21 protein-coding genes and 1 pseudogene are annotated in these 24,140 nt (G+C 38.2%); 7 read left to right on the top strand and 15 right to left on the bottom strand.

The genetic code is table 11. From position 1 onward, the window contains the following. Positions 1 to 239: 239 nt before the first annotated feature. Positions 240 to 1,859, top strand: a complete 1,620-nt coding sequence (locus BMY13_RS02140; RefSeq protein WP_092491372.1) for an ABC-F family ATP-binding cassette domain-containing protein — start codon at positions 240 to 242, stop codon at positions 1,857 to 1,859. Between the two features lie 224 nt (positions 1,860 to 2,083). Here BMY13_RS02140 and BMY13_RS02135 read toward each other — a convergent pair whose 3' ends face one another. The 3 genes from BMY13_RS02135 to BMY13_RS02125 all read right to left on the bottom strand — a co-directional run bounded on the left by BMY13_RS02135 (position 2,084) and on the right by BMY13_RS02125 (position 4,723). Continuing rightward, positions 2,084 to 3,016 carry an L-threonine 3-dehydrogenase gene (locus BMY13_RS02135; RefSeq protein WP_092502162.1) on the bottom strand — a complete coding sequence of 311 codons (933 nt, stop codon included), beginning with the start codon at positions 3,014 to 3,016 and terminating at the stop codon, positions 2,084 to 2,086. A gap of 46 nt (positions 3,017 to 3,062) precedes the next feature. Beyond that, on the bottom strand, positions 3,063 to 4,253 hold the full coding sequence (locus tag BMY13_RS02130; RefSeq protein ID WP_092502160.1) for a glycine C-acetyltransferase: 1,191 nt from the start codon (positions 4,251 to 4,253) through the stop codon (positions 3,063 to 3,065). Positions 4,254 to 4,318: 65 nt separating this feature from the next. Further along, positions 4,319 to 4,723 (bottom strand): hypothetical protein, encoded by a 405-nt coding sequence (locus tag BMY13_RS02125; protein ID WP_092491368.1) that lies wholly within the window; start codon positions 4,721 to 4,723, stop codon positions 4,319 to 4,321. A gap of 130 nt (positions 4,724 to 4,853) precedes the next feature. Here BMY13_RS02125 and BMY13_RS19850 point away from each other — a divergent pair, with 130 nt between their 5' ends. Next, the gene (locus BMY13_RS19850) at positions 4,854 to 4,985 is read left to right on the top strand and encodes a hypothetical protein (RefSeq protein WP_281243636.1); all 132 of its coding nucleotides are present in this window, start codon (positions 4,854 to 4,856) and stop codon (positions 4,983 to 4,985) included. Positions 4,986 to 5,050: 65 nt separating this feature from the next. Here the strand turns inward: BMY13_RS19850 and BMY13_RS02120 are convergent, their stop codons facing one another. The 6 genes from BMY13_RS02120 to BMY13_RS02095 all read right to left on the bottom strand — a co-directional run bounded on the left by BMY13_RS02120 (position 5,051) and on the right by BMY13_RS02095 (position 12,378). Continuing rightward, entirely contained in the window at positions 5,051 to 5,824 is a 774-nt protein-coding gene (locus BMY13_RS02120; protein WP_092502158.1) for a 3D domain-containing protein, read from the bottom strand. A gap of 597 nt (positions 5,825 to 6,421) precedes the next feature. Beyond that, positions 6,422 to 7,357 carry an ABC transporter ATP-binding protein gene (locus BMY13_RS02115; RefSeq protein WP_092502156.1) on the bottom strand — a complete coding sequence of 312 codons (936 nt, stop codon included), beginning with the start codon at positions 7,355 to 7,357 and terminating at the stop codon, positions 6,422 to 6,424. Next, complete coding sequence (locus tag BMY13_RS02110) at positions 7,357 to 8,409, bottom strand: ABC transporter ATP-binding protein (protein WP_092491365.1); 1,053 nt, start codon at positions 8,407 to 8,409, stop codon at positions 7,357 to 7,359. The genes BMY13_RS02115 and BMY13_RS02110 overlap by 1 nt, the downstream gene beginning before the upstream one ends. A gap of 18 nt (positions 8,410 to 8,427) precedes the next feature. Then, complete coding sequence (gene opp3C / locus BMY13_RS02105; RefSeq protein ID WP_092502154.1) at positions 8,428 to 9,585, bottom strand: oligopeptide ABC transporter permease; 1,158 nt, start codon at positions 9,583 to 9,585, stop codon at positions 8,428 to 8,430. After that, positions 9,586 to 10,515, bottom strand: a complete 930-nt coding sequence (opp3b, locus tag BMY13_RS02100) for an oligopeptide ABC transporter permease (protein ID WP_092502152.1) — start codon at positions 10,513 to 10,515, stop codon at positions 9,586 to 9,588. A 153-nt stretch (positions 10,516 to 10,668) separates the two neighbouring features. Further along, positions 10,669 to 12,378: a peptide ABC transporter substrate-binding protein gene (locus tag BMY13_RS02095; protein WP_092502150.1), complete on the bottom strand. Its 1,710-nt coding sequence runs from the start codon at positions 12,376 to 12,378 to the stop codon at positions 10,669 to 10,671. A 250-nt stretch (positions 12,379 to 12,628) separates the two neighbouring features. Here BMY13_RS02095 and BMY13_RS02090 point away from each other — a divergent pair, with 250 nt between their 5' ends. After that, positions 12,629 to 12,997, top strand: coding sequence for a DUF3899 domain-containing protein (locus tag BMY13_RS02090; RefSeq protein ID WP_092502148.1), 369 nt, complete (start codon positions 12,629 to 12,631; stop codon positions 12,995 to 12,997). 79 nt (positions 12,998 to 13,076) lie between these two features. Here BMY13_RS02090 and BMY13_RS02085 read toward each other — a convergent pair whose 3' ends face one another. Next, positions 13,077 to 13,976 carry a DUF1002 domain-containing protein gene (locus BMY13_RS02085; RefSeq protein WP_092503395.1) on the bottom strand — a complete coding sequence of 300 codons (900 nt, stop codon included), beginning with the start codon at positions 13,974 to 13,976 and terminating at the stop codon, positions 13,077 to 13,079. A 268-nt stretch (positions 13,977 to 14,244) separates the two neighbouring features. Between BMY13_RS02085 and BMY13_RS02080 the strand changes: the two genes are divergently transcribed. Both BMY13_RS02080 and BMY13_RS02075 read left to right on the top strand, forming a co-directional pair. Further along, positions 14,245 to 15,444, top strand: coding sequence for an MFS transporter (locus BMY13_RS02080; RefSeq protein WP_092502146.1), 1,200 nt, complete (start codon positions 14,245 to 14,247; stop codon positions 15,442 to 15,444). A 151-nt stretch (positions 15,445 to 15,595) separates the two neighbouring features. After that, on the top strand, positions 15,596 to 15,841 hold the full coding sequence (locus BMY13_RS02075; protein WP_092491359.1) for a YuzB family protein: 246 nt from the start codon (positions 15,596 to 15,598) through the stop codon (positions 15,839 to 15,841). 380 nt (positions 15,842 to 16,221) lie between these two features. Here the strand turns inward: BMY13_RS02075 and BMY13_RS02070 are convergent, their stop codons facing one another. From BMY13_RS02070 to BMY13_RS02055, 4 genes and pseudogenes are all read right to left on the bottom strand, one after another. Next, entirely contained in the window at positions 16,222 to 17,391 is a 1,170-nt protein-coding gene (locus BMY13_RS02070) for an iron-containing alcohol dehydrogenase (RefSeq protein WP_092491358.1), read from the bottom strand. Positions 17,392 to 17,409: 18 nt separating this feature from the next. Next, on the bottom strand, positions 17,410 to 17,787 hold the full coding sequence (locus BMY13_RS02065; RefSeq protein WP_092491357.1) for a RidA family protein: 378 nt from the start codon (positions 17,785 to 17,787) through the stop codon (positions 17,410 to 17,412). A 49-nt stretch (positions 17,788 to 17,836) separates the two neighbouring features. Next, positions 17,837 to 18,457 (bottom strand): lysozyme family protein, encoded by a 621-nt coding sequence (locus tag BMY13_RS02060; protein ID WP_092502144.1) that lies wholly within the window; start codon positions 18,455 to 18,457, stop codon positions 17,837 to 17,839. A gap of 44 nt (positions 18,458 to 18,501) precedes the next feature. Next, positions 18,502 to 19,823, bottom strand: a pseudogene (locus BMY13_RS02055) (MATE family efflux transporter). A 271-nt stretch (positions 19,824 to 20,094) separates the two neighbouring features. Here BMY13_RS02055 and BMY13_RS02050 point away from each other — a divergent pair. Continuing rightward, positions 20,095 to 21,717 carry a long-chain fatty acid--CoA ligase gene (locus BMY13_RS02050; protein ID WP_092502142.1) on the top strand — a complete coding sequence of 541 codons (1,623 nt, stop codon included), beginning with the start codon at positions 20,095 to 20,097 and terminating at the stop codon, positions 21,715 to 21,717. 393 nt (positions 21,718 to 22,110) lie between these two features. Here the strand turns inward: BMY13_RS02050 and BMY13_RS02045 are convergent, their stop codons facing one another. Further along, positions 22,111 to 23,145 carry an NAD(P)H-dependent flavin oxidoreductase gene (locus BMY13_RS02045; RefSeq protein WP_092502139.1) on the bottom strand — a complete coding sequence of 345 codons (1,035 nt, stop codon included), beginning with the start codon at positions 23,143 to 23,145 and terminating at the stop codon, positions 22,111 to 22,113. Positions 23,146 to 23,332: 187 nt separating this feature from the next. On the opposite strand from BMY13_RS02045, the gene BMY13_RS02040 reads away from it, so the two are divergent. Beyond that, positions 23,333 to 24,124 carry a serine hydrolase gene (locus BMY13_RS02040; RefSeq protein WP_175476689.1) on the top strand — a complete coding sequence of 264 codons (792 nt, stop codon included), beginning with the start codon at positions 23,333 to 23,335 and terminating at the stop codon, positions 24,122 to 24,124. Positions 24,125 to 24,140: the final 16 nt, after the last annotated feature.

The raw sequence follows: 24,140 nt of genomic DNA, 5'->3' as shown, positions 1-24,140 counted from the left end.
GGTAACTTGTTAACGTTTTATATATCGTTAATATATTGTTACATACATTCAGTAAAAAATATAGTCTTTTTTAAGTTACAGATAGTATAAAAGTAAATAATTTTAAAATAATCCAAAATCTCTCAAAATTTTTGGTGATTTCTTATGTCATTAGAAGTTTTTTAAACGTTTACGTTGACGAAATGGCTCAAATCCCGTAAGCTTACCTTGATTACTATTTAATGGAGGAAGCTACAAGCATGATTAATGTTACAAATGTAAGTTTACAATATGGCGATAAAAAATTATTCGAAGATGTAGATTTAAAATTCACTCCCGGGAACTGCTATGGCTTGATTGGAGCTAATGGCGCAGGAAAGTCTACTTTCCTTAAAGTATTGTCCGGTGAAGTTGAGCCGCAATCAGGTAATGTATCTTTATCCCCCGGTGAACGAATGACTGTCTTAAAACAGGACCATTTCGCTTATGAAGAATACGAAGTGCTCGATACAGTCCTAATGGGACATGAACAATTATACAGCGTAAAACAGGAAAAAGATGCTATTTATATGAAAGCAGACTTTTCCGAAGAAGATGGTATGCGTGCAGCTGAGCTAGAAGGCGAATTTGCTGAAATGAACGGCTGGGAAGCAGAATCGGATGCCGCAGTTTTATTAAAGGGACTTGGCCTTCATGAGTCGTTACACACAATGAAGATGGGTGATCTAGCTGCAGACCAGAAGATTAAAGTGCTGCTTGCTCAAGCTCTTTTTGGCAATCCTGATATTTTATTATTGGATGAGCCTACAAACGGCCTGGATATACAAGCAATACAATGGCTGGAAGAATTTCTGATTAACTTTGAAAACACTGTAATTGTGGTATCCCACGACCGTCACTTTTTAAATAAAGTATGCACACACATTGCTGATGTTGACTATGGAAAAATAGAAATTTATATCGGCAACTATGATTTCTGGTACGAATCCAGTCAGCTAGCGACAAAAATGGCACAGGAATCAAATAAGAAAAAAGAAGAAAAAATTAAGGAATTGCAGGCGTTTGTCGCCAGATTTAGTGCAAATGCATCGAAATCAAAACAAGCAACATCACGAAAGAAACTTCTGGATAGCATCACTTTAGATGATATCAAACCATCATCACGTAAATATCCTTATATTTCGTTCACGCCTGGACGTGAAATAGGTAATGATTTATTACGTGTAGAAGGATTAACAAAAACAATCGGTGATACAAAAGTATTGGACAATCTTAGCTTTACGATGAATAAAGATGACAAAATTGCCCTCGTCGGTAAAAATGACATCGCTAAGACAACACTTTTCAAGATTCTTATGGGTGAAATGGAACCAGATGCTGGAACATTTAAGTGGGGTGTAACGACATCACAATCCTACTTCCCTAAAGATAATAGCGCCTATTTTGAAAACAATGACTTGCCACTGGTTGACTGGTTGCGTCAATATTCACCAGAAGATGAGACGGAAACATTCTTGCGTGGATTCCTAGGTCGTATGTTATTCTCTGGTGAAGAAGCATTGAAAAAAGCAAGCGTCTTATCAGGTGGCGAGAAAGTTCGTTGCATGCTTAGCAAAATGATGTTGAGTAGTGCGAACGTATTGATATTAGACGAGCCGACGAACCACTTGGATCTGGAATCCATTACTGCATTAAATAATGGCTTGGTTAGGTTTAAAGGATCTATTTTGTTCACGTCACATGACCATCAATTTATCGAAAGTATTGCAAACCGTTTGATTGAAATTACACCTAATGGGGTTATCGATAAAGAAATGAGTTATGATGAGTACATTTCCGATCAAAAGCTGCAGCAAAAAATTGCCGAAATGTATGCTTAATTAAAGAAGAGACTTGATTTGAGTTTTATTCAAATCAAGTCTCTTTTTTTGCTGCTCGTTTCGGATTGGCTGTCGCTCGAGTTGGGCGACTTGTTGCTCGAGTTGCGCCGCTTGTGGCTCGAGTTGCGCTGCTTGTCGCTCGAGTTGCGCCGCTTGTCGCTCGAGTTGGGCTGCTTATCGCTTGAGTTGCGCTGCTTGTCGCTCGAGTTTCGAGTTAGTACATATTACTTTATACTAATCTTTTCAATCATGTCCTTAGTCATCCTGGCAATATCATAATCTGCTTTAAATCCCCATTCTTCCGCTGCGTTTGAGGAATCAATACTGTCTGGCCAGCTCTCAGCTATTTTCTGACGGACAGGATCAACATCATAATTCAATTCAAACTCAGGAATGTGCTTTTGGATTTCTCTTGCAAAATCCTCTGGTGCTGCCGATATTGAGGAAATATTAAATGCATTACGGTGTATAAGTTTTTCAGAATCTGCCTCCATAAGCTGTATTATCGCATTTAATGCATCTGGCATGTACATCATGTCCATATATGTATTTTCAGCTATATACGATGTGTATTTCTTATTCTTGATTGCTTCATAGTATATTTCTACTGCGTAATCAGTTGTTCCACCACCGGGAGGGGTCATATATGAAATGAGACCAGGATAGCGAACTCCACGTGTATCAACGCCAAAGCGGTGATAATAATAGTCACAAAGTAACTCCCCGGCAACTTTATTAACTCCATACATTGTAGTAGGCCGCATTATTGTATCCTGTGGTGTCCTCAATTTTGGAGTCATTGGTCCAAATGCACCAATAGAACTCGGAGTGAAGAATTGTAAATCGAGTTCTCGAGCAACTTCAAGAGCGTTCATCAGTCCACCCATATTTAGATTCCAAGCAGTTTGTGGAATTGACTCCGCTTTAGCTGATAATAAGGCTGCCAAATGCATAATCGTGTCTACATTATGCTTTTTTGCTGTTTCAAATAAACTTTCTGCATTGGTAACATCTATTATTTCAAATGGACCTTCTTCATCTTCTCTCTTTCGAATATCAGATCCAATTACATTTGATGCACCGTAGTTTTCTCGTAATTTTGTTACAAGCTCTGAGCCAATTTGACCAGATGCACCTGTAACTAGTATCTTTTTCATATTAATTACCCCCAACAAATCCTTCAGATAAAGATCTCATCCTAAATTAGATGAGACCCATTTCTTTTCCTACCTTTTTATAAATTTCTATTGCTTTATCTAGCATTTCTTTTGTATGTGCTGCAGTTGGCATGTTACGGACTCGCCCTGCCCCTCTTGGAACTGTAGGGAAAACAATCGATTTAGCATAGACACCTTCTTCATTCAATCGCTTACTGAACTTCTGGGTGTCATTCTCATCACCGATGACACAAGGCGTAATTGGTGTCTCGCTATTACCAATATCAAATCCTAAATTCTTTAAGCCTTCTTTTAAGTAATCACTATTCTGCCAAAGCTTCTCATTTAGTTCCGTAGATTCAATTAATAGGTCCACTGCCTTTGTGCTTGCTGCCGCATCTGCTGGTGAAACGGCTGTCGAAAATAAAAACGGTCGTGAACGTACTTTTAACCAGTCGATTAATTCAGCTTTTCCTGCTACATAACCGCCTATTACACCAATTGCTTTGGATAACGTTCCCATCTGAAAATCAACTTTGTCCTGTAAGCCAAAATGCTTAACTGTTCCAGCACCTTTGCCTAACACACCTGAACCATGTGCATCGTCAACATACGTAATTAAATCAAACTCTTCGGCTATTTCAACAATCTCTGGTATTTTGGCAACATCTCCATCCATTGAGAATACACCATCTGTTATAACCATTACTTTGTTATATTGACCAGACTCAACTGCTTCTTTTGCCTTATTTCTTAAATCTTCCATATCGGAGTGATTCACACGAATTATTTTTGCCTTAGATAAACGACATCCGTCGATAATTGATGCATGGTTTAATTCATCTGAAAGGATTGCATCATTCTTATCCATTACTGCTGAAATAGCAGCCATGTTACAGTTAAAACCTGATTGATAAGAAATAACAGCTTCTGTCCCTTTAAATTCTGCTAGCTTCTCCTCAAGTTTGATGTGCAGATCCAATGTGCCATTAATCGTACGAACAGCCCCTGCACCTACACCATGCGAGTCAACTGCATTTTTTGCCACTTCCTTTAAACGTTCATCGGTTGCAAGACCGAGGTAATTATTTGACGAAAGATTTATAAGCTCTTTTCCATTAATATTAATCGTTGGTCCATTCGCCCCTTGTACAGGATCAATTTCGTTATAAAGACCACGCTCTTTTAAGTCCATTATATTTTCTTCCAAGAATGAATGTAATACTTTACTTGTCATACGTTACTTCCTCCTTAAAGTATGTAAACAATAATCAATAAATATATTTTAACACATCGCACGTATTATTTAACAATTCCACTTGATTCATACGGCTTCTGCTTCTCATCTTTTAATTTCAGAATAACACCTGTGACTAAAACCAACGATGATAACAATGCTATATAAAGACCTGTTCCAGCTTCACTGACCGATGCCCCCATATAATGCTGTGAAACTTTTATGATGTAATAAAGCAGGAATACTGCTGCAGCTAATGATCCTGAAATTCCTAATAAACCTGGTGACTTTTTAGCAAACACAGTAAAAACTGGATAAAAAAACAATATAAGAACGATATAACCACGATGAGCGAATCCACTTGCGCTATCAGTAAATGCAAGATTCACCCATGGTAAAAACAAGGAAATTATATATAGTATCGTTGAAATTAAAATTAATACATCACCGGTACTTCTTTCTTTTAACATATGCCTCCCTACTTTCTTATTATATTTCAAATTTGTAACATTTACCTATTCTATTGTCACATATTTCTATGGTACTTATATCATTATTTTACTATAATATTAAATAGATTAACAAAGTGAGGTATGAAGTATGAGGAAACTATTAATTGTACTATTTATGGTTTTAATATTAAGTTTCGGTATAGTTGGTTATACCCAATCTACTGATGATACAAACAATGTCGTGGATGAACAGAATGAAAATAAGCTTATTGTTAATTAATGTTTAATTGCAAAATAAAAAAGGAAAACATCTACTAAAAGATGCTTTCCTTTATAAGCTAGTTACTATTCAACTATTGTTACATCAACTGAACGAACGCCCCAGTTATATGCTTTGTCTTTTGTTTTTACATAAACGTCAATTTTATGACCTTTAATTGCACCACCGATATCAGCAGCAGTTGCATAACCGTAACCTTCAACATACACCTCTGATCCAAGTGGAATCACATTAGGATCAACTGCAATTACTTTAGCATTTGGGTTTGCATTTAAGTCAACTCCAGTTGAAGTAACCCCAGAACATCCGTCGCAATTAGCAGTGTATGCAGTTGCACTTACTGAAATTGTTTTACCTTCTGGTTTATCTTGTGATGACTTTTCTTGTTTACTAGATTGTGAAGCATTAGATGAACTTTCATTATTCGAAGATCCATTTGATGAACTTTCTGTTGAAGCTGTTGCTGGAGCCGAATCTTCCTGCGCCACGTTAACACCTTTAATTTCAAGTTCTTGTCCAATTACAATTAGATCTGATTCTAGTTTATTCCATTTTTTCAGATCTTGCACAGATACATCATACTCTTTACCAATTCCAATTAATGTATCACCTTGCTCTACCATATATGTCTCATTTATAAATAGTTTCTGCTTTGGCTGTATAACTGTTGTTTTTAATTCGTTAGTTTCAACCAATTCGTCTACAGTAGTATTATATTCCTCTGCGATATCCCAAAGGTTATCTCCTTTTTCAACTTTGTATTCTGCTGCAGAAGCAGTGGTTAATGTTGCGCCAGCAATAATGAAACCTGTAGCGATTGATGCTACTATTTTCTTCATAGGTAGTCCCTCCTTTAATTTCTGACATTGCCCATAGTATCACAGGTTAGTAGGACAATGCAGTTACAAGACTTTTAAGAGTCTATTACAAGGATTACCAAACTAAAGAAGATTTATTACAATTATAATAGATTTATTTCAAATTGCTATTTATATTACATATTTATATGAAAACAGCTTGTTTTGATAGTATGATAGACTCTATTGTAATCAGTTCATTAGAAAACTCGGCATTCGCGAAACCTTAATGGCGAGTCCCTTAGCTGCACTTATGCAGTAAGAAATTTATACTTTCTTAACTTCTAATAAAACCCTGCTGTTTTAAGCAGCGGTTCGTTTATATGTGGATCCTGATTCCCCTAAAAGGAAGAAAATAGCTTGAATCTAGTTCTCCTAAACTATTGAGCAGATAAAATTCAATTAATACTAAACTTCTTTCTTATTTAACTAAGAGGGGCTGTTGGGGTTTTTTGAATAAGATTATATTATTACGTTTAAAATGCTGTTGAACTATTACCTAGATTTTATGTATATTGAAAGCAGCATTCTACTCAAGACTAAACCCCTGCTGTTTATCCAGCAGGGGTTTTAACTTACTTATTTATTATTCAATTGCTCCTGATACTGCTCAAATTCTTTTTCAGTACAGCGTACCCAGTGGTCAGGTTTAACTTCCCGAAATTCTGGTTCTTCATCAGTTTCATAATCAGCAGGATCATATGCGAATCTTTTCCGGCCTCGTTCATATTCTGGATCTGGTAATGGAATCGCTGATAAGAGTGATCTTGTATATGGATGAAGTGGATTCCTGTACAACTCATCACTGTCAGCCAGTTCCACCATATTGCCATAATACATAACACCTGTTCGATCACTGATATATTTAACCATTGAAAGGTCGTGTGCGATAAATAGAAAAGTAAGGTTATGTTCACGCTGTAATTTTTTAAGCAGATTCACAACCTGTGCCTGAATAGACACGTCAAGTGCTGAAATAGGTTCATCAGCTATAATGAATTCCGGCTCAACTGCTAAGGCTCGCGCAATACCAATACGCTGCCTTTGACCGCCACTGAATTCATGTGGAAAACGAGTTGCATGCTCTTTATTCAGTCCGACTGTCTCCAGCAATGATTCGACACGGTTTTTACGCTCTGTTTCATTTTTTGCCAAATTATGAATGTCGATACCTTCTGCAATGATATCCATAACAGTCATTCTTGGGTTTAAAGAAGATGATGGATCCTGGAAAATCATCTGCATTTTCCGGTTAAATTTCAGCATATCCTCTTTGGATTTCTTCCCGTGAACACTTTCATTTTTATATTTAACTTCACCACCAGTGGCCTCATATAAACGGATGATTGTCCGGCCAGTTGTTGATTTGCCACAACCAGATTCGCCAACCAGACCGAATGTTTCACCTTTATAAATATCAAATGAAATTCCATTCACCGCTTTGATGGTGTTCTTACGCCCTGCTTTAAAGAATTTCTGTAAGTTTTTTACTTCTAGGAGTTTTTCGTTTTCCATTACTTTTCACCATCCTTATCGTCTGTCGAAGCAAATCCTTGCATTCTACGTTTGACGGAAGCAGGTGGTTCCATTTTTGGTGCATCCTTATGCAATAGCCATGACGCGGCATAATGTGTGTCAGATACCTTGAACATAGGCGGTTCCATCTTCGTATCTATCTCCAATGCGAATTCATTTCTTGGGGCAAATGCATCCCCTTTAGGTGGATTCAACATATCTGGAGGGCTTCCTGGAATAGTAAATAATTCTTCCTCTTCACTATCAAGGGTTGGCATTGAGCCCAGAAGACCCCAAGTATACGGATGTTTTGGATTATAGAATATCTCATCCACTTTCCCAATTTCAACAATTTTCCCGGCATACATAACCGCAACCCGATCCGCAACATTTGCAACAACACCCAGATCATGCGTGATAAATACAATCGCACTGTCTGTTTCTCGTTGAATGTCCTTCATGAGATCGAGAATTTGCGCTTGGATTGTAACGTCAAGTGCTGTAGTTGGTTCATCTGCAATAAGTACTTTTGGATTACAGGCAAGTGCAATCGCTACCACTGCACGTTGACGCATTCCGCCTGAGAATTGGTGCGGGTATTGATTTAACCTTAAAACAGGGTGTGGAATTCCAACTTGCTCCAATAGGTCAATCGCTTTTTTCTTTGCTTCTCCGCGAGCCATATTCCGGTGTTTGATCAGACCCTCCATAATTTGGTTCCCTACTTTCATTGTTGGGTTCAGGGAGGTCATAGGGTCCTGGAATACCATGGACATATCTTTTCCGCGAATTTTTTGCATTTGCTTATTTGAATAGTTAGCAATATCATTTCCTTCAAATAAAATCTCTCCTGATTTTATTTGCCCTTGTGGCTTTGGAAGTAGTTGCATAAGAGCTTTTGTTGTTACAGATTTCCCAGAACCCGATTCACCAACAATAGCCAGGGTTTCTCCTTTTTCTACATCAAAGCTCACACCTCGAACAGCTTGAACTTCACCGCTGTAGGTGTTAAATGATACGCTCAGATCTTTCACTTCCAATAATTTACTCATTCAAAGACACCTACCTTTTTATTTATGCATTTTCGGATCAAACGCATCGCGAAGTCCGTCACCAATCAAGTTGAAAGCAATCATGATTACTGAAATCAAGACTGCGGGATAAAATACCATGTAAGGATAAAGTCTAAAGACATCGAAACCTGAATTAATTAATGCACCAAGCGATGCTTCAGGTGGTACAATGCCAAGCCCGATGAAGCTTAGAAATGCTTCGAAGAATATCGCATTCGGGATAGTGAACATTGTATTAATAATAATTATCCCTGCAACATTTGGTAACAAATGTTTCGTAATTGTTTTTCCGCTTGATTGGCCCAGTGTCCTTGCGGCAAGCACAAATTCTTCGTTTTTCAACTTCAGAATTTCACCCCTTACAATACGTGCCATACCTATCCATCCGGTTATCGTTAGGGCTATGATAATAGAAACTATGCCTGGCTGCAGTACAATTATCATCAGCAGTATAACAACAAGGTTAGGAATACCGACGAGAATTTCAATTATACGTTGCATGAAACTATCAATTCTTCCGCCGTAGAATCCGGAGATACCGCCATAGGCTACACCAATCACCAGATCAATCAATGCAGCAACTGAAGCAATAATAAGAGAAACTCTTGTCCCCAGCCACATTCTTGTCCATTGGTCACGTCCGAGTGTATCGGTTCCTAACCAATAGTATTGATCCATCATTTCCTGCGCTTCATAAATATGATAAGTAGCCTCTACTTCGGCTGAGTCCTTTGAGCCATCTCCTTCAGCCAGTACTCTTATATCAATAAAATCTTCTTTGTTATCATAACGCATAACCGCGTTTTTAGTTGCTTCTTCAACCGTATCACCATCGAATTCACTTGTTAAAGTACCATTTAAACCTAGCCAGGATATGTTTTCAAGAACCGGTACACGTGGCGGCATTTTTGCCCTTGATAGATCCTGACCATCCATCTTATGTTCGTTGAAATATGGTCCTATAATACTCAAGAGAACGACAATAACAAGCAGAATCATACTAATAACTGCAAATTTATTTTTGATAAAGGTTCTTCTTGCATCCTGCATAAATGATCTCGGGGGACCAGAAATCTTTTCACTTGTATCTTCTTTCCGTTCGAGGGGAACTAAAAGTTCTTTAGGTACGTCTTTATGCTCGTTTTCTTGTGTCATTTAACTTTCCCCTCCCGTCAGTCGGATTCTTGGATCGATTAGTACATATAGAAGGTCGATCACCAGAATTATTGCCACAAATAAGAACGCAAAGAATAGTGTTAGACCCATAATGGTTGGATAATCAACTACCATAACAGATGTAACGAACTGTTCACCTATTCCTGGAACCGCAAAAATCTGTTCAATAACCAAGGTTCCAGTCATTAAACCGACGGCCATTGGACCTACTACTGTTACCAGTGGAATTAGAGCATTTCTTAAACCATGTTTAAAAATAATTCCAAACTCAGTTACACCTTTAGCTCTTGCTGTAGTAATAAAATCAGAGCCAAGTACTTCAAGCATTTCTGTCCTTGTAAAACGAGCTGATATTGCCATCGGAAAGATTAATAATGCAATTGTAGGCAATATGGTATGTTCATATGTCCCCCATAATGCAACAGGGAACATCTCAAACTTCACGGCGAGATACCATTGTAGTAACCCTGCAAATATAAAGGAAGGAATAGAAGTACCCAATACAGCAATAATGGTTGAGGTATAATCAAGTACACCATTATGTGAAATGGCTGCCACCAGCCCGAACAATATACCTAGGACTGTCCCAAATACGAGGGCTTGTGCACCGAGTACCATGGAGGGACCGATACGAGCCATAATGATATCCGTTACCGGGGTATTGTCAAACTGGAAGGAAATACCTAAGTCACCTTGTACAAGACCAGCTATGTATTTCACGTATTGAACAGGAATGGGATCGTTCAATCCGTATTTTTCTAATACAATTGTCTGTTGTGCTTCACTTAGTTTGTTTTCAACTGATAGTGGACTTCCTGGAAGCATTTTCATAAGAAAAAACGAGACGGTGGCAATAATGAACAATGTAATTGCCATATAAAAAACACGCTTTAATATATAACGAAGCATTTCTGCACCTCCTGAATTTCTGTTTAATCGTGCTGATATTAAAATATTCAATATTATATGACTTTTTAGCGAAAAGGGCAAAAGAGAGCATATGCCATAAGGTCATATACTCTCTTCCCTTTCAAATTATAGCATATTTTATTAAAATAATTTTTATTCTTCTGCTCCTACGCTTGCCCATTTATATTCGTAAGTAGGGCCAAACGCATTAACGTAAACATCTTGAACACTTGGACGTACTAGCTGAGCAGATGCACTCTGATAGATAGGTGCTACAGCTGCTTGTTCAGCTAGAATTTTTTCTGCTTCAAGGAAGTTTGCGTAACGAGCTTCAGGATCTTGTGCTAACGTTGTCGCAGTTTCTTCTAGCAATGAATCATATTTTTCGTTTGAGAATCCCATTTTGTTGTTTCCACCATCAGTAAGCCATAAGTTTAAGAAGGTATATGGGTCAAGATAGTCTGGTCCCCAACCAGCGAACTGAATTTGGTAATCCATGTTTGTATCCAAATCAAGACGCTGTTCAAATGGAACTTGCTTCAATTCTACAGTTAATCCTGGAAGATTTGTTTGAAGCTGATTAGCAAGATATTCGTTCATTGTTTTCGCTGTCTCACTATCACCTGCTAAGAATTCTAATGTTACAGAATCTTTACCAATTTCTTCAAGGCCTTTTTCCCAAAGTGATTTTGCTTCCTCGACATCATGTGTTACAAGATCACCATTTGCCTCACGGAAGTCTTCGCCACTTGGAGTCTGTACGAAGTCTTTAGGAACAAATCCTGTTGATACAAGTGAACCATTGTTAAGAATTTCGTTAACTAATGCTTCTTTGTCAAATGCTTTACTAATTGCTTTACGGATGTTAACATTTGCAAGCGCATCGCTTCCAGTTTGGTTAAGTTTCAAATAGAATAATGCTGTTTCAGGTACTACACGATAGTCGTCATGTGTAGAATATTGATCTACAAGGTCAGAAGATAAACCAGCACGGTCGATTTCACCGGATTCATAAAGGTCTACCGCTGTTTGTGGATCTTTTACAACTTCATAAGTCATTTTTTCAAGTTTTACTGTTTCAGCATCCCAGTAGTCCGCATTTTTGTTAAGCTCCCAAGAACTGCTTGTGCTTTCCCAGTTATCTAATGTATATGGTCCGTTGAAAACAAGTGTGTCTGTGCTTGTAGCATACTTGTCACCTTGCTCTTCAACAAATTTCTTATTTAACGGATAATATGTTGCAAATGTAGTTAATGACTCAAAGTAAGGTACTGGGTTTTCCAGTGTAACTTCAAATGTGTAATTATCTACTGCTTTTACACCTAATTCTTTAACAGGTACATCACCTGAGTTAACAGCTGTTGCGTTTTTAATAACGCCACCCATCATGTATGGACCATACTCTGATCCGGTATCAGGGTTTACTGCACGCTGCCAAGAATAAACGAAGTCATGTGCCGTTACAGGGTCACCATTTGACCATTTAGCGTCTTCGCGAAGCGTGAATGTCCAAGTAGTACCATCTTCACTAACTTCATGATCTGTGGCAATACCAGGTACAACTTCTCCATCTTTCAAGCGATAAAGCCCATCCATTGTAGCACCTAGGAACTGAATACCATATTCATCAGTAACCATAGAAGCGTCCATTGATGGAATAGTGTCACCATTAATGAAGTTCATTACCTGTTCAGGCTCTGAAGTTTCCTCTTCACCTGTTTCTTCTCCGCTGCCTTCTTCTGTGCTAGTGTCATCTCCGCCTTCTGACGACGTATCGCCACCGTCATCTCCACCGGAACAAGCTGCGAGGAAGAGACCTAGCATTAAAGCTAGTGCTAAAAACCATACTTTTTTCAACTTCATGTTGAAAATTACCCCCTTGATAATATTAATTTTTCTGACTTTTTAGCAGATTCTATCTACTAAATAGAATTATACAATTTTTCTTACAAGTTTGTAAAGACTTTTTTAAGAAAATTAAAATTCAATACGCTCTATCGGTTGTCTGTCGGTCATTGCCAGCATTTTATTATTTTACAACTTTATTACAATTCAACTTAAATGAACTATGATATACTCAATATTATTGTAATTTTGAAGGTGGAATAGATAAATGTACAGGAAAAATTGGTTCATTCTGATTCTCAATATAAGTATTATTTTTATTATGGTATATTTGCGGGCACCAGTCTTTTCATTGGTTCACTTTATAAACATGACATTTTATTTTTCACTGATTTATATTGTCATATTTTTAGCAATGTACACAATGAAGGGCGGGTTCTATGATGGGGTTACATTCGGCTTCAGAAGGTTTCGCAGTGTAATGTCAAAGCAAAGTGATTATCTTGAAGAATGGAAAGAAAAGCCACTTCCTTCATCAAAAGTTAGTCAGCGTTTCTATAAGTTTGCACGTTTTCAAAGTATCGCATTACTTACCCTGCTGGTCGCTTTAGTGCTTTTCTATTATGGTTATCAATAATCTATTATGAATTTAAAAAGATAAGGATTGCCTCATAGTGGACAATCCTTATCTTAAAATTACTTTTAAACCCAAATTTCTAGTTAAATAAACCTTCAAAAAAGTTTCCAATTAAGTTAGCGAACTTTTTAAAAAAATTCTCTACTTTGTTCCAAAACCCTTCATCATTTACAAGTTCTTGAACTTTAGAAGCAATATTATCAAGCTGATTCTTTACTTCATCGAAGTTAATATTTAAATCCTTCATTTTATTAAACAGATCGATTAGCATTTGACGATCTTCTTCACTTAATGAAATTCCCAATTTATCAAGCTGCTCCTGAACGATTTTCTCAACATCTTCTTTTGTAGCTGGGTTTTGATCAGCTATTGCTTTTTTAATTTCAGTGAGCAATTCACTTACTTTTTCCTGACTTAACCCATCCTTGGCAAGATCTGTTGCAACACCAAGTTCTTCGTCAGCTAATTGCATTCTTTCCTTATCAAGGGGTTGTCCTTCAGCATCATAGGCCTTATAAATTCCTGTTAATGCAGAGTGTCCGCTAACTTTTACAGGTGAAGCTACGTCAACTGTTGCATCCTCTACTCCAGCCGTCAAGAGTGCGTTTGCATACATTTCATTTGTTACTTGTGTAATGTTTTCTGGTGTTACAATATTAATTGATAGACCCTCACCTTTTTCTTGCCGGGTGATTTTCGCTGATGAAAACATTCTTGAATTTGGATCTCCATCAATGTAATTGGCGATATCCTCACCTGTTACTGTATATTCTTTCACCGCTTCAGGATCATTAACATCCAGTAGTTCACTTACTTTGTTTTTTTGATCATCTGACAAGGTATCTCCGTAGACAACTATTGGAACACCTAACTTTTCATTTATACCTCCATTATTAGCAGCCTGAACCGGAGCTGCGAGACTAGTAATCAATCCAACTATCAACACAAAAACAGCAGCCAACTTCAAATAATTATTCATCATTACAGTTACTCCTTTATTAGTCAGTTTTTTTATTCTATGCTTGTCTAATACTATTAGTAATTACGATACATTATAACGTTTTATGATGACCATGAATACATTTTTCCCTATTTGTTTAACAATCTAACATTTTGTTAATTAAATATGAGCATTTAATTTTCAAATTAGTTCATGTTACTATATATTTAGTGTACCGAAATAAATTTGAAAGAAGGGATTTGTTATTTCAGAGCAAAATCCTAATATAAAACGAAATTTAATTATTATGTGGTTCGCCAACTTTTTCATTGCAGGAAGTATTACCATGGTACTTCCATTTATTTCATTATATATAGAAGAATTCGGTAATTTCACTGATTCTTATGTGCAGACTTGGTCAGGATGGATATTCGGAATCACCTTTGTCACTGCCTTTATTTTCTCACCAGTCTGGGGACGTATCGGTGATAAGTACGGCAGGAAAAAGATTCTAATAATTTCTGCTTCAGGCCTTGGTTTATCAGTACTTCTAATGGGTTTTGCCTCCTCAGTATGGGAGCTTTTTTTATTGCGCTTATTTATGGGGATATTTACTGGATTTATTCCAATGTCCCAGGCTATGATTTCAACACAGACACCGAGGAGAATTGCTGGTCAGGTGCTAGGGACTTTGCAAACCGGAAGTATAACTGGAGCGTTAATGGGGCCATTACTCGGTGGTGTTCTTGCTGATGCTTTTGGATATGCGTCCACATTTAAGTGGATTTCGATTACAATATTTCTCTCTGGTATTATTGTATTATTTGGTGTAAGAGAGATTTTAATACAGTTTTCAGATGAAAATCAGGAGCAAGTTTCCTATTCTACTAAAGAAGTGCTCATGCATATCATACGTAACCCGGTATTACTCGTCGTCATGCTCATTTCCACATTGGTTCAAATTGCACATTTTAGCATTCAACCAATTCTGTCCTTATATGTAGCTGAGATACACGGTCCGGCCAGCATAGCGTTCTATTCTGGAATGGCATTCTCAGCGGCTGGACTTGGAAATTTGTTAATGGCTAAGCGCTGGGGCAGATTAGGTGACCGTATAGGCTATACAAAAATAATGATTTTCTTATTATTCATGGCCGGTATTGTCTATTTGCCCGGGGCATTCGTTACCAATATTTGGCAATTAGTCGTACTAAGATTTTTATTAGGAATTTCTATCGGTGGATTGGTTCCGGTTCGAGTCGCATATATACGTCAGGAAGCACCATTATCTATGCAAGGTGAAGTGCTCGGGTATAATACCAGCTTACGGTTTTTAGGAAATATCATCGGGCCTGCACTGGGAGGTATGCTAGCAGGGTTCTTCGGCTTCTCCGCAGTTTTTTTCGTAACTAGTGGATTGCTCTTAATAGGCGGGGTTATAATGCTCGGGGCATGGTATAAGCACGAATACGAGGGAAAGCGAACGCACTCACTTTCCTCTTCGTAGCAGATTTCCGCGGAGCTTTGAAGACTAAGTAATAAATGCTGAAATCCAACAAACAAAATTCCCCACAATAATATATTGATTTGTTATACTGGATATGCTACAACTAGTAGAGTCAATAAATTATTCAGACATTAGAAAGAAAGTGATAGCAATGGGAATTGTCGTTGTTGAGGTTTGTGACGGAAATGCGATCACTACTTTAGATATAGAAGATATCATCGAAAAGGAATTTCCAGAGGTAGCCGTGCTTATGAATGAATGTTTGTCATTTTGCGGGCTATGTCGGGTTAAGCCATATGCACTAGTAAACAACAAACGCGTTTTCGGTAACACACCTGAAGAATGTTTAGATAAAATAAGATCAGCCATAAAAGAAGAACTAGCTGTTTATCAATAACAGCTAGTTCTTTTCTTTTTGTCTCTAATTAGTAAGAATTGTTGGTGTTTAACGCCGCAGTGGAAATGTACTCGCTTTCCGCGGGCAAGCCGCAAGCCTCCTCAGCCCGTTACCTTGCTCCGGGGTCTTTCGTAGCTTATTAAGACGAACAGGACGTTCTAGTGTCTGCGTTGGTCACATTTAGCCGACGCCCGCAGGAGTATCATATAGTTCCACAGCTGATGTGTATTCACATTCCCTACAACAACTGCCTTCTCTTTATTAAGGGAAATTATATATTCTTGTTATTAATTAACATTTTTACTACAGCGTCGAAACGTCCTATTTGAAGAGTACACTTTTTGTTATTTCCCGGGAAATTTTTTGTCGGAAATTGCCATTTACAGGCTAGCTTTGAAAATTTCTACTGAATCCTGCCGAGATAATTTCTTAAAGTTACCAAACTCGGGACGTGCAATAACAGTCTTATCGGCCATCTCTTCAACTGTGTTTTGATCGATGTCGTAATCCGCTAATGTAGCCGGTGCTCCAATATCATTCCAGAATTCGCGTAGTTTATTAATTCCCTCAAGCGCAACATCACGATCACTTAGTCCTTCTGCTTCAACATTAAACACACGAACTGCAAGTTGCTTAAAGCGATCTGTGTTCGTATCATCTAATACATGCTTCATCCAGTTTGGAAAAATAATTGCGAGTCCACCACCATGAGGAATATCATGTACGGCTGATACAGCATGCTCTAGATTATGTGTTGCCCAATCACCACGATAACCCATATTCAACATTCCATTTAATGCTAAGGTTCCACTTAACATCATAGTTTCTCGATACTCATAGTTTTCCAGGTCATCCAATAATTTTGGTGCTGTTTCAATAACTGTACGCAGTATCGACTCACAAAAACGATCCTGTACCAGAGTATTTCCTGCTTGGTGAAAATAATGTTCTAACACATGTGACATTATATCAACAATGCCATATACTGTTTGGTCACGCGGAACGGAAAATGTATTGCTTGGATCAAGAATGGAAAACTTAGGGAAAGTTGATGGTGTTCCCCAGCCATGTTTTTCATGTGTTTCCCAATTGGTAATAACCGAACCTGCATTCATTTCAGATCCTGTTGCAGCAATAGTCAGGACTGTACCAAATGGAAGTGCATCGTTTACCTGCTCTTTTTTCGTAACAATATCCCAAATATCAATATCCGTTTTAGCGCCTGTTACAATTGCTTTTGTCGCATCAATCGTACTGCCTCCACCAACTGCAAGCACAAATTCAACATCTTCATTTTTGCAAATTTCAATGCCTTTCCGAACTGTTGAAACACGCGGATTAGGTTCTACCCCTGAAAGTTCAACTACCTCGGCATTTATTTTACTTAATTGATTCACGACTTCTTCATATACGCCATTTCTCTTTATACTCCCACCACCATATACAAGCAGCACTTTTTTACCGTAAGCTGCAACTTCATTAGGCAATGCTTCCAGTTGACCTTTCCCAAAAATTAATTTAACCGGGTTATAGAATGTAAAATTATCCAATTGATATTCCTCCTGCTGTTATTTTGTATATACGATTACGTCCATTTCTACAAGAACGTCTTTCGGTAACCTGCTAACTTCAACTGTTGCCCGAGCTGGATACGGTTCGGTTAAAAAGCCACCATAAATCTCATTTACAGTTGCAAAATCATCCATCGAATTAAGATAGATTGTAAATTTAACCACCTGGGAAAAGTTCGCTCCAGCTTCAGTCAGTATCGCCTGCAGATTTGCCAGCACTTGTTCTGTTTGCTTTTCTATTCCATCAACTACCTCACTATTTGCAGGATCAATTCCGATCTGCCCTGAGACATAAATAAAATCCCCAGCCTGAATCGCCTGTGAATATGGTCCAATTGCAGCCGGTGCATACACAGTATGTATTGCTTTTACCATGTTAATTCCTCCTTATAATTTAATTTTATCATTTCCATATTCAGTCTTACTACTCTTTTGCAAGTTCGTCCCTATATTCCATTACATCACGAACATAATATATATCACCATAGCAGGCATTATATTGCTTTGCTTCTTCTCGTAAACATGTATATATCGACTTATTTGATGAGGTATTATACATTTTTTGAGAGAAATTTATAGCCGCTTCTTGGGTATACGTTCCCGAATTATCGTTGATGTAATCGATAAAACCTTTACCAAAATTATACGACTGAATTGCTAGTTTCAAGTCACCATTTGCTTGTTTGATAGTTTGGGAAAAGTAATAGACTCCTTGTTTAATAGATAGTTCTGGTTCATCTATGCATCCTCTCTCTCCGCAGTAACTTTCAGATGACTGCATCGGGTCATTCCCCCGACCACCGGATTCCTGCATCATCATTGCAAGCATCACATCCACATATTTTGTTACACCGTACTGTTTTGCATACTTTTCAACAGTCGGCTTATATTCCCATACCTGTTCACTTATCAACGGGCGTGAAACTTCAAACTGATGACTATCTGGCCGTTCAAGCGCTAGAAAGGACACTATGATAAATACACCAGTCAAGACAACTGCTATTACCACTGTTTGTTTAATTGCTGTTTTTGTTTTTCTTTTCATAAAATCCCTCTGTCATTCTTTTGTTAGTTTCATAGAATAAGCTTCTAGTGCTTTTTGGCGAACAATTCTTTCTCTCGCCATTTTCCGAATCGATAATACATATAAGCAAATAGGCTGCTCACCAAAAAGCTTGATCCCATACCAATCGCTATGCCAGTTTCGCCAAGCCAGTTGGAGAAAAGAGCGGTTAACGGAAAACGAAGCACCCACAATGAAATAATATTGAGCACTAGCACCTGATACATTGCTCCCGACGCCCTAACAATTCCATTTAAAATAAAATTAATCCCGAGGAACGGATAGCATAATGCGATAATCTGCAGATACCTTGTTCCGAATGATATCGCTGCTTCATCTTGCAGAAATAGCCGTATACCGTATTCCGCAAAAAATACGACTAGAATTCCTACGATAAGCATAACAGAAAAATTGTAGAGGACACCAAACCTTGCTATGCTTTTCACACGTGACCAATTCTGAACACCTATATTTTGACCAGCCATACTGCTAACAGCTGTTCCAAGCGCATGTGCCGGTAGCATCAAAATACTATCCAAACGCTGCGCAGCACCAAAGCCAGCGACTACATCTTCCCCGTATATCGTTACAACACTCATTATTGCAGCTACTCCTGCAGAAATAACAGCCATTTGCAACCCTGATGGAATGCCGAGATTTAAAATTAGGCCAACTTCCTTTTTTGACGGAATTGATGGCATGGAGAATGGGGCCAGTTTACGGTACAAAACATGGATAACTCCATAAAGAAATGCACTTCCCTGTGCCACAATTGTTGCATATGCCGCCCCATCAATGCCCAAATTGAAGCCAGCGATGAACAGTGGATCTAGTACAATATTTAGTGCTACTGCCAGCATTACGAACCGAAGCGGTGTTTTACTATCACCGAGTGCACGAAGAACGGTGCTAATAAAGTTATATCCAAACAAGAACAATATCCCAAGGAAATTCACTTGCAAATATGTCTTCGACTCATTCATCATGCCTTCTGGTGTACCCAATGACTGCAGAAGCTGTTCAGCCATAAGATAACCAACAGTTCCTAATAAAACTGAAAGCAATACCAAAATTACGACGAATGCATTGAGATAGCGTTCTAACCCCGTATCATCTTTTTTACCTTTTTGCTGTGACAGAATTGTCAACGCAGCATTATTTAACCCAATAACAAATGATAACACCGTAAAAATAATTGTACTCGAAACAGCAACAGATCCGAGCGCATTTGAACCAAGCAAATTACCTACCCATAAACTGTCAGCAAACTGGTCAGCATAATCGGCCCTGAAAATATGATCAACTGCTTTAATATATTGCCTTGTGTGTAATCATGCTGTTTCTTCATAACCGTCAGCCTTTCTTACTTCAACCTATTATTGAGATTTTTAACTTAATTCCGGGATCTTCAACCTAATACCGAGAACTTCAACTTGATTCCGAATTCTTCAAACCTAAACCCAATAATCTTAACCTGCCATTTTCATATTCCATTCATTTTACCACGGATCAATAAACTCCTCCTTTGCGAAACTTATTTATAAAGTTTTTCTAATAATTAAAATAATGTGATATTATTAAAGTATGCTTGTATAATTTATAAAAAGGAGATGTTTCGTATGATGCAAGTCCCATTAACAGTAGGACCCATGCTTGAACATGCAGAAAAGTTTTTCTCAAAAAAACAAGTCATCTCGCAAACGCATGATAAGCTTCACCGGCTTACATATGCCGATATCGGAGAAAGAACAAGGCGCTTAATGAGTGTTCTCGATGGTCTAGGAATACAAAAAGGTGATCGGGTCGGCACATTAGCCTGGAATCATCACCGGCACTTGGAGATTTATTTTGCCGCACCAGGTATGGGGGCAGTGTTGCACACCATTAATATCCGATTATCCCCCGAGCACATTATTTACATTATAAATCATGCTGAAGATAAGATTTTATTTATTGACGAAGACGTTTTACCCCTCATCGAAGCCGTACAGGATAAGCTTCAAACGGTTGAAGCATTTGTCGTTATGACTGACAAGTCCGAACTCCCAGAATCTACTTTAAAACCACTTTATTCGTATGAAGAATTACTGCATACAGGAGATCCTACACATGAATTTTCAAAAACAATCGATGAAAATGATCCAGCCGGAATGTGCTATACATCCGCTACAACAGGTAAACCTAAAGGTGTTGTCTACTCGCATCGCGGGATAGTCCTGCACAGTTATGCTCTTGGATTAGCTGATTCAGCTGCAGTCTCAGAATCTGATGTGTCAATGGCTGTTGTACCACAATTTCACGTTAATGCCTGGGGGACACCATTTGCATGTACCTGGTTTGGATCAACACAAGTCATGCCAGGCCCACGTTTTACACCAAAACGACTTGCCGAATTCATAGAAAAATTCAATGTTACCATTACTGCCGGGGTTCCAACGATATGGTTGGGATTACTGCGAGAACTGGAACAAGGCAATTATGACACATCAAGCTTGCGTGCTGTACTTTGCGGTGGATCCGCTGCACCAAAGGGACTTATCCAAGCATTCGAGCAAAAGTACAAAATTCCTTTTATTCATGCCTATGGTGCAACTGAAACAACACCACTCGTAACTCTTTCTAGGCTAAAGAGCTACCAGGAGAAAGAGTTAGGTGAAGAGGATAAATTAGATCAACGCGCCAAACAGGGTGCACTTATACCTGGTCTTGATATGAAAATCATGGGTAATAATGGCGAAGTAGCCTGGGATGGTGAACAGATGGGTGAGTTACTCCTTCGCGGACCATGGATAGCCGGCGAATACTATAAGGACGAAAGAAGTGAAAATGCGTTTGTTGATGGCTGGTTCCATACTGGTGATGTTGTAACAGTAGACGAAGAAGGTACACTTAAAATTGTCGACCGCACGAAGGACCTTATTAAGAGTGGTGGAGAATGGATTTCTTCCGTTGATCTGGAGAACGCCCTTATGGCGCACGATGCTGTTTTCGAGGCTAGTGTTATAGCAATTCCAGACGCTGAATGGCAGGAGCGACCAATCGCATGTGTTGTTTTACACGAAGGTTTTGCTGACAAAGTCGGCAAGGATGATATGCTTGAATTCATTCGGCCACAATTCGCAAAGTTCTGGCTACCAGATGATGTACTATTCTTCGATGAAATCCCTAAAACATCAGTGGGTAAATTCCTGAAGCGCCAGCTACGTGAACAGGTAAAAGAACATTATAATATGCAAAAATAATAAGGTATTGAGGAAATCGGCTATTACGCCGATTTCTTTTATTATTGTCGAGAAATGTTCTCCTATCAGGAGTTATCAACCCGAATTTCTGGTTATCAACCTGAATCGTGATTTATCACTTGAATTGCCGGTTATCAACCCAAATCGTGACTTATCAACTTGAATTTCTGGTTATCAACCTGAATCGTGATTTATCAACTTGAATTGCCGGATATCAACCTGAATTATGATTTATCAACTTGAATTGCCGGATATCAGCCTGAATTATGATTTATCAACCCGAATTGCTGGATATCAGCCTGAATTATGATTTATCAACCCGAATTGCTGGATATCAACCTGAATCATGAGATATCAACCTGATCCAGAAATTATCATCTCATACTAAGAAGGTTATACTAACGACTGAATAATTTCGGCAACTGTTTCCTCTTTTTCAATATTCCCAACACCTTGCCCAGCCCAAAGTGATTGAACATCAGCAACAGCGAATTCTTTACCTGCATTCCTAATATCCTTTGTAAGCTGGTTTTGTATTGGAAACGGCAATGGCGAGATTCCACTTGCCTCCACTTCGACTATGAATCTATTATTGACAGCGCGTGCTGGTCGGCCAGAGAATACTTTGGTAATTTTGGTATCATTTGTTTGTGCCTTAATGAGTGCTCTTCGATATGCTTCATTTGTTCCAGCTTCTTTTGCCATCAGAAACCTGGTACCTAACTGAACACTTGCAGCACCCATTGCCAATAATGCTTCAAATTGTTTCTTTTTATGTATTCCTCCCGCTGCAATAACCGGCAATGAGACATTGTCCAATATTTCCTGCAGCAGCACATGCAAACCAATATTGCTTCCATTTGGGTATTTTTTTACATCAAATGTACCACGGTGCCCGCCTGCTTCACTCCCCTGGGCGACAATTGCGTCGTATCCTGCGTCTTCCATTTGCTTAGCCTCATCAAGATTTGTAGCCATCCCAATTAAGGTGACGTTATGATTCTTTAATCGTTTAATCAAAACAGAGGACAAAACACCAAATGCTGTGCTGACTATGGGAATATTTTCCTCCAGGATGACATAAATCTTCTCTTCTAAATTATCTTTTACTTTAACTGAATCTTCTCCTGGGTCAATGTCCAATTCATTTCTATAGTTGTTTAATATATGTTGCATTCTCTGAATATCAGTGGAGAACGTCTCCAAGTTGGTAGCAAATAAATTAACCGCGAATGGATTATTGGTCAGGCTCCTCACTTGCTGAATGTTTTCTTTTAATGTTGCTGCACTCATATATCCGGCTCCAATCGTGCCAAGCGCTCCGTTATTAGTGACAGCTGCTACCATTTCTGGAGTTGTAATTCCCCCAGCCATTCCTGCTTGAATTATAGGTACTTCAATATTCAGCTTTTCAAATAAATCATTCACACCTGAACCCTCCCACTCTTTTTTATTCACTCTATAAGAATACCATATTAAGTAATAATTACTAAAACTTTCCTAACTTTCCTTCTTGACAATATTTAGAAAATTTCGTAATATGTTAATGTTAACGAATGGTGTCGTTAAATATTTCGTTAAGTGTGAAATTGAGTATAAGGATGTGAAAATAACCGTGAACCAACTGCAATTGGAAACTGGTATTCGTACTATTATCAACAAAACGATAGATAGATTCTCTATTTTTATACATACCGATGACGGACAAATCGCTATTAATGCATATGAACCCAGAAAGGCAGCTAGCCTAATTAAAATACCTATCCTAATCGAAGCCTTCCGCCAACTTGAATCTGATCAGTTTCGGTCTGACACTTTAGTATATATTGAGCAAGATATGAAAGTTGGAGGGGCAGGCGTTATAAATTATCTTACTAGCTCGAATGTATATAGTTATAAAAATCTGATGGAATTAATGATTATCATTTCCGATAACACTGCTGCAAACATTGTTCTTGATAAGGTAGAAATGTATCAGGTTAATGCGCTAGCGAGGCATTTAAAATGTGAGCATACCGAAATTCAACGCAAGTTTATGGATATAGCATCACAAAGTGCTGGGCTTGAAAATTATACGAGTGCATACGATATGTATCACTTCCTGTCTACTATTGCTAATCGCAGCAATACGATAAGTGACAATAGCAGATCACAAATTGTTGAAATATTATCGAATCAACAATTCGGAGACAAACTTGCTAGCTATTTACCATTTAATTCAGATGTAAAGCTATATCATAAATCAGGTGAGTTAGACGGCGTAGAACATGATGCTGCTATTCTGGAATATCAGAACAAACGCATTGAGGCTGTTGTTATGAGCGAAGGCTGGGAGAATAACGGAATAGGAAAAAGACATATTGCAGAAATAGGAAACCTATTAATTGATTACATAAAATCAAACTAATTATGAGGAGGAATAA

The organism is Virgibacillus subterraneus, from assembly GCF_900110695.1.
In the GTDB taxonomy this organism is placed as follows: Bacteria; Bacillota; Bacilli; order Bacillales; family Amphibacillaceae; genus Lentibacillus; species Lentibacillus subterraneus.
The sequence above is the reverse complement of the archived record's forward strand: the minus strand, read 5'-3'. Positions and strand labels throughout refer to the sequence as shown.

Bases quoted from the DNA above. Each gene is read 5' to 3' on its own strand.
- BMY13_RS02115 (WP_092502156.1), bottom strand. From the start codon at position 7,357: ATGGAAAACGAAAAACTCCTAGAAGTAAAAAACTTACAGAAATTCTTT.
- opp3C (WP_092502154.1), bottom strand. From the start codon at position 9,585: ATGACACAAGAAAACGAGCATAAAGACGTACCTAAAGAACTTTTAGTT.
- BMY13_RS02050 (WP_092502142.1), top strand. From the start codon at position 20,095: ATGATGCAAGTCCCATTAACAGTAGGACCCATGCTTGAACATGCAGAA.
- BMY13_RS02125 (WP_092491368.1), bottom strand. From the start codon at position 4,723: ATGTTAAAAGAAAGAAGTACCGGTGATGTATTAATTTTAATTTCAACG.
- BMY13_RS02065 (WP_092491357.1), bottom strand. From the start codon at position 17,787: ATGGTAAAAGCAATACATACTGTGTATGCACCGGCTGCAATTGGACCA.
- BMY13_RS02085 (WP_092503395.1), bottom strand. From the start codon at position 13,976: ATGAATAATTATTTGAAGTTGGCTGCTGTTTTTGTGTTGATAGTTGGA.
- BMY13_RS02135 (WP_092502162.1), bottom strand. From the start codon at position 3,016: ATGAAAAAGATACTAGTTACAGGTGCATCTGGTCAAATTGGCTCAGAG.
- BMY13_RS02110 (WP_092491365.1), bottom strand. From the start codon at position 8,409: ATGAGTAAATTATTGGAAGTGAAAGATCTGAGCGTATCATTTAACACC.
- BMY13_RS02080 (WP_092502146.1), top strand. From the start codon at position 14,245: ATGTGGTTCGCCAACTTTTTCATTGCAGGAAGTATTACCATGGTACTT.
- opp3b (WP_092502152.1), bottom strand. From the start codon at position 10,515: ATGCTTCGTTATATATTAAAGCGTGTTTTTTATATGGCAATTACATTG.
- BMY13_RS02075 (WP_092491359.1), top strand. From the start codon at position 15,596: ATGGGAATTGTCGTTGTTGAGGTTTGTGACGGAAATGCGATCACTACT.
- BMY13_RS02140 (WP_092491372.1), top strand. From the start codon at position 240: ATGATTAATGTTACAAATGTAAGTTTACAATATGGCGATAAAAAATTA.
- BMY13_RS02060 (WP_092502144.1), bottom strand. From the start codon at position 18,457: ATGAAAAGAAAAACAAAAACAGCAATTAAACAAACAGTGGTAATAGCA.
- BMY13_RS19850 (WP_281243636.1), top strand. From the start codon at position 4,854: ATGAGGAAACTATTAATTGTACTATTTATGGTTTTAATATTAAGTTTC.
- BMY13_RS02090 (WP_092502148.1), top strand. From the start codon at position 12,629: ATGTACAGGAAAAATTGGTTCATTCTGATTCTCAATATAAGTATTATT.
- BMY13_RS02130 (WP_092502160.1), bottom strand. From the start codon at position 4,253: ATGACAAGTAAAGTATTACATTCATTCTTGGAAGAAAATATAATGGAC.
- BMY13_RS02120 (WP_092502158.1), bottom strand. From the start codon at position 5,824: ATGAAGAAAATAGTAGCATCAATCGCTACAGGTTTCATTATTGCTGGC.
- BMY13_RS02095 (WP_092502150.1), bottom strand. From the start codon at position 12,378: ATGAAGTTGAAAAAAGTATGGTTTTTAGCACTAGCTTTAATGCTAGGT.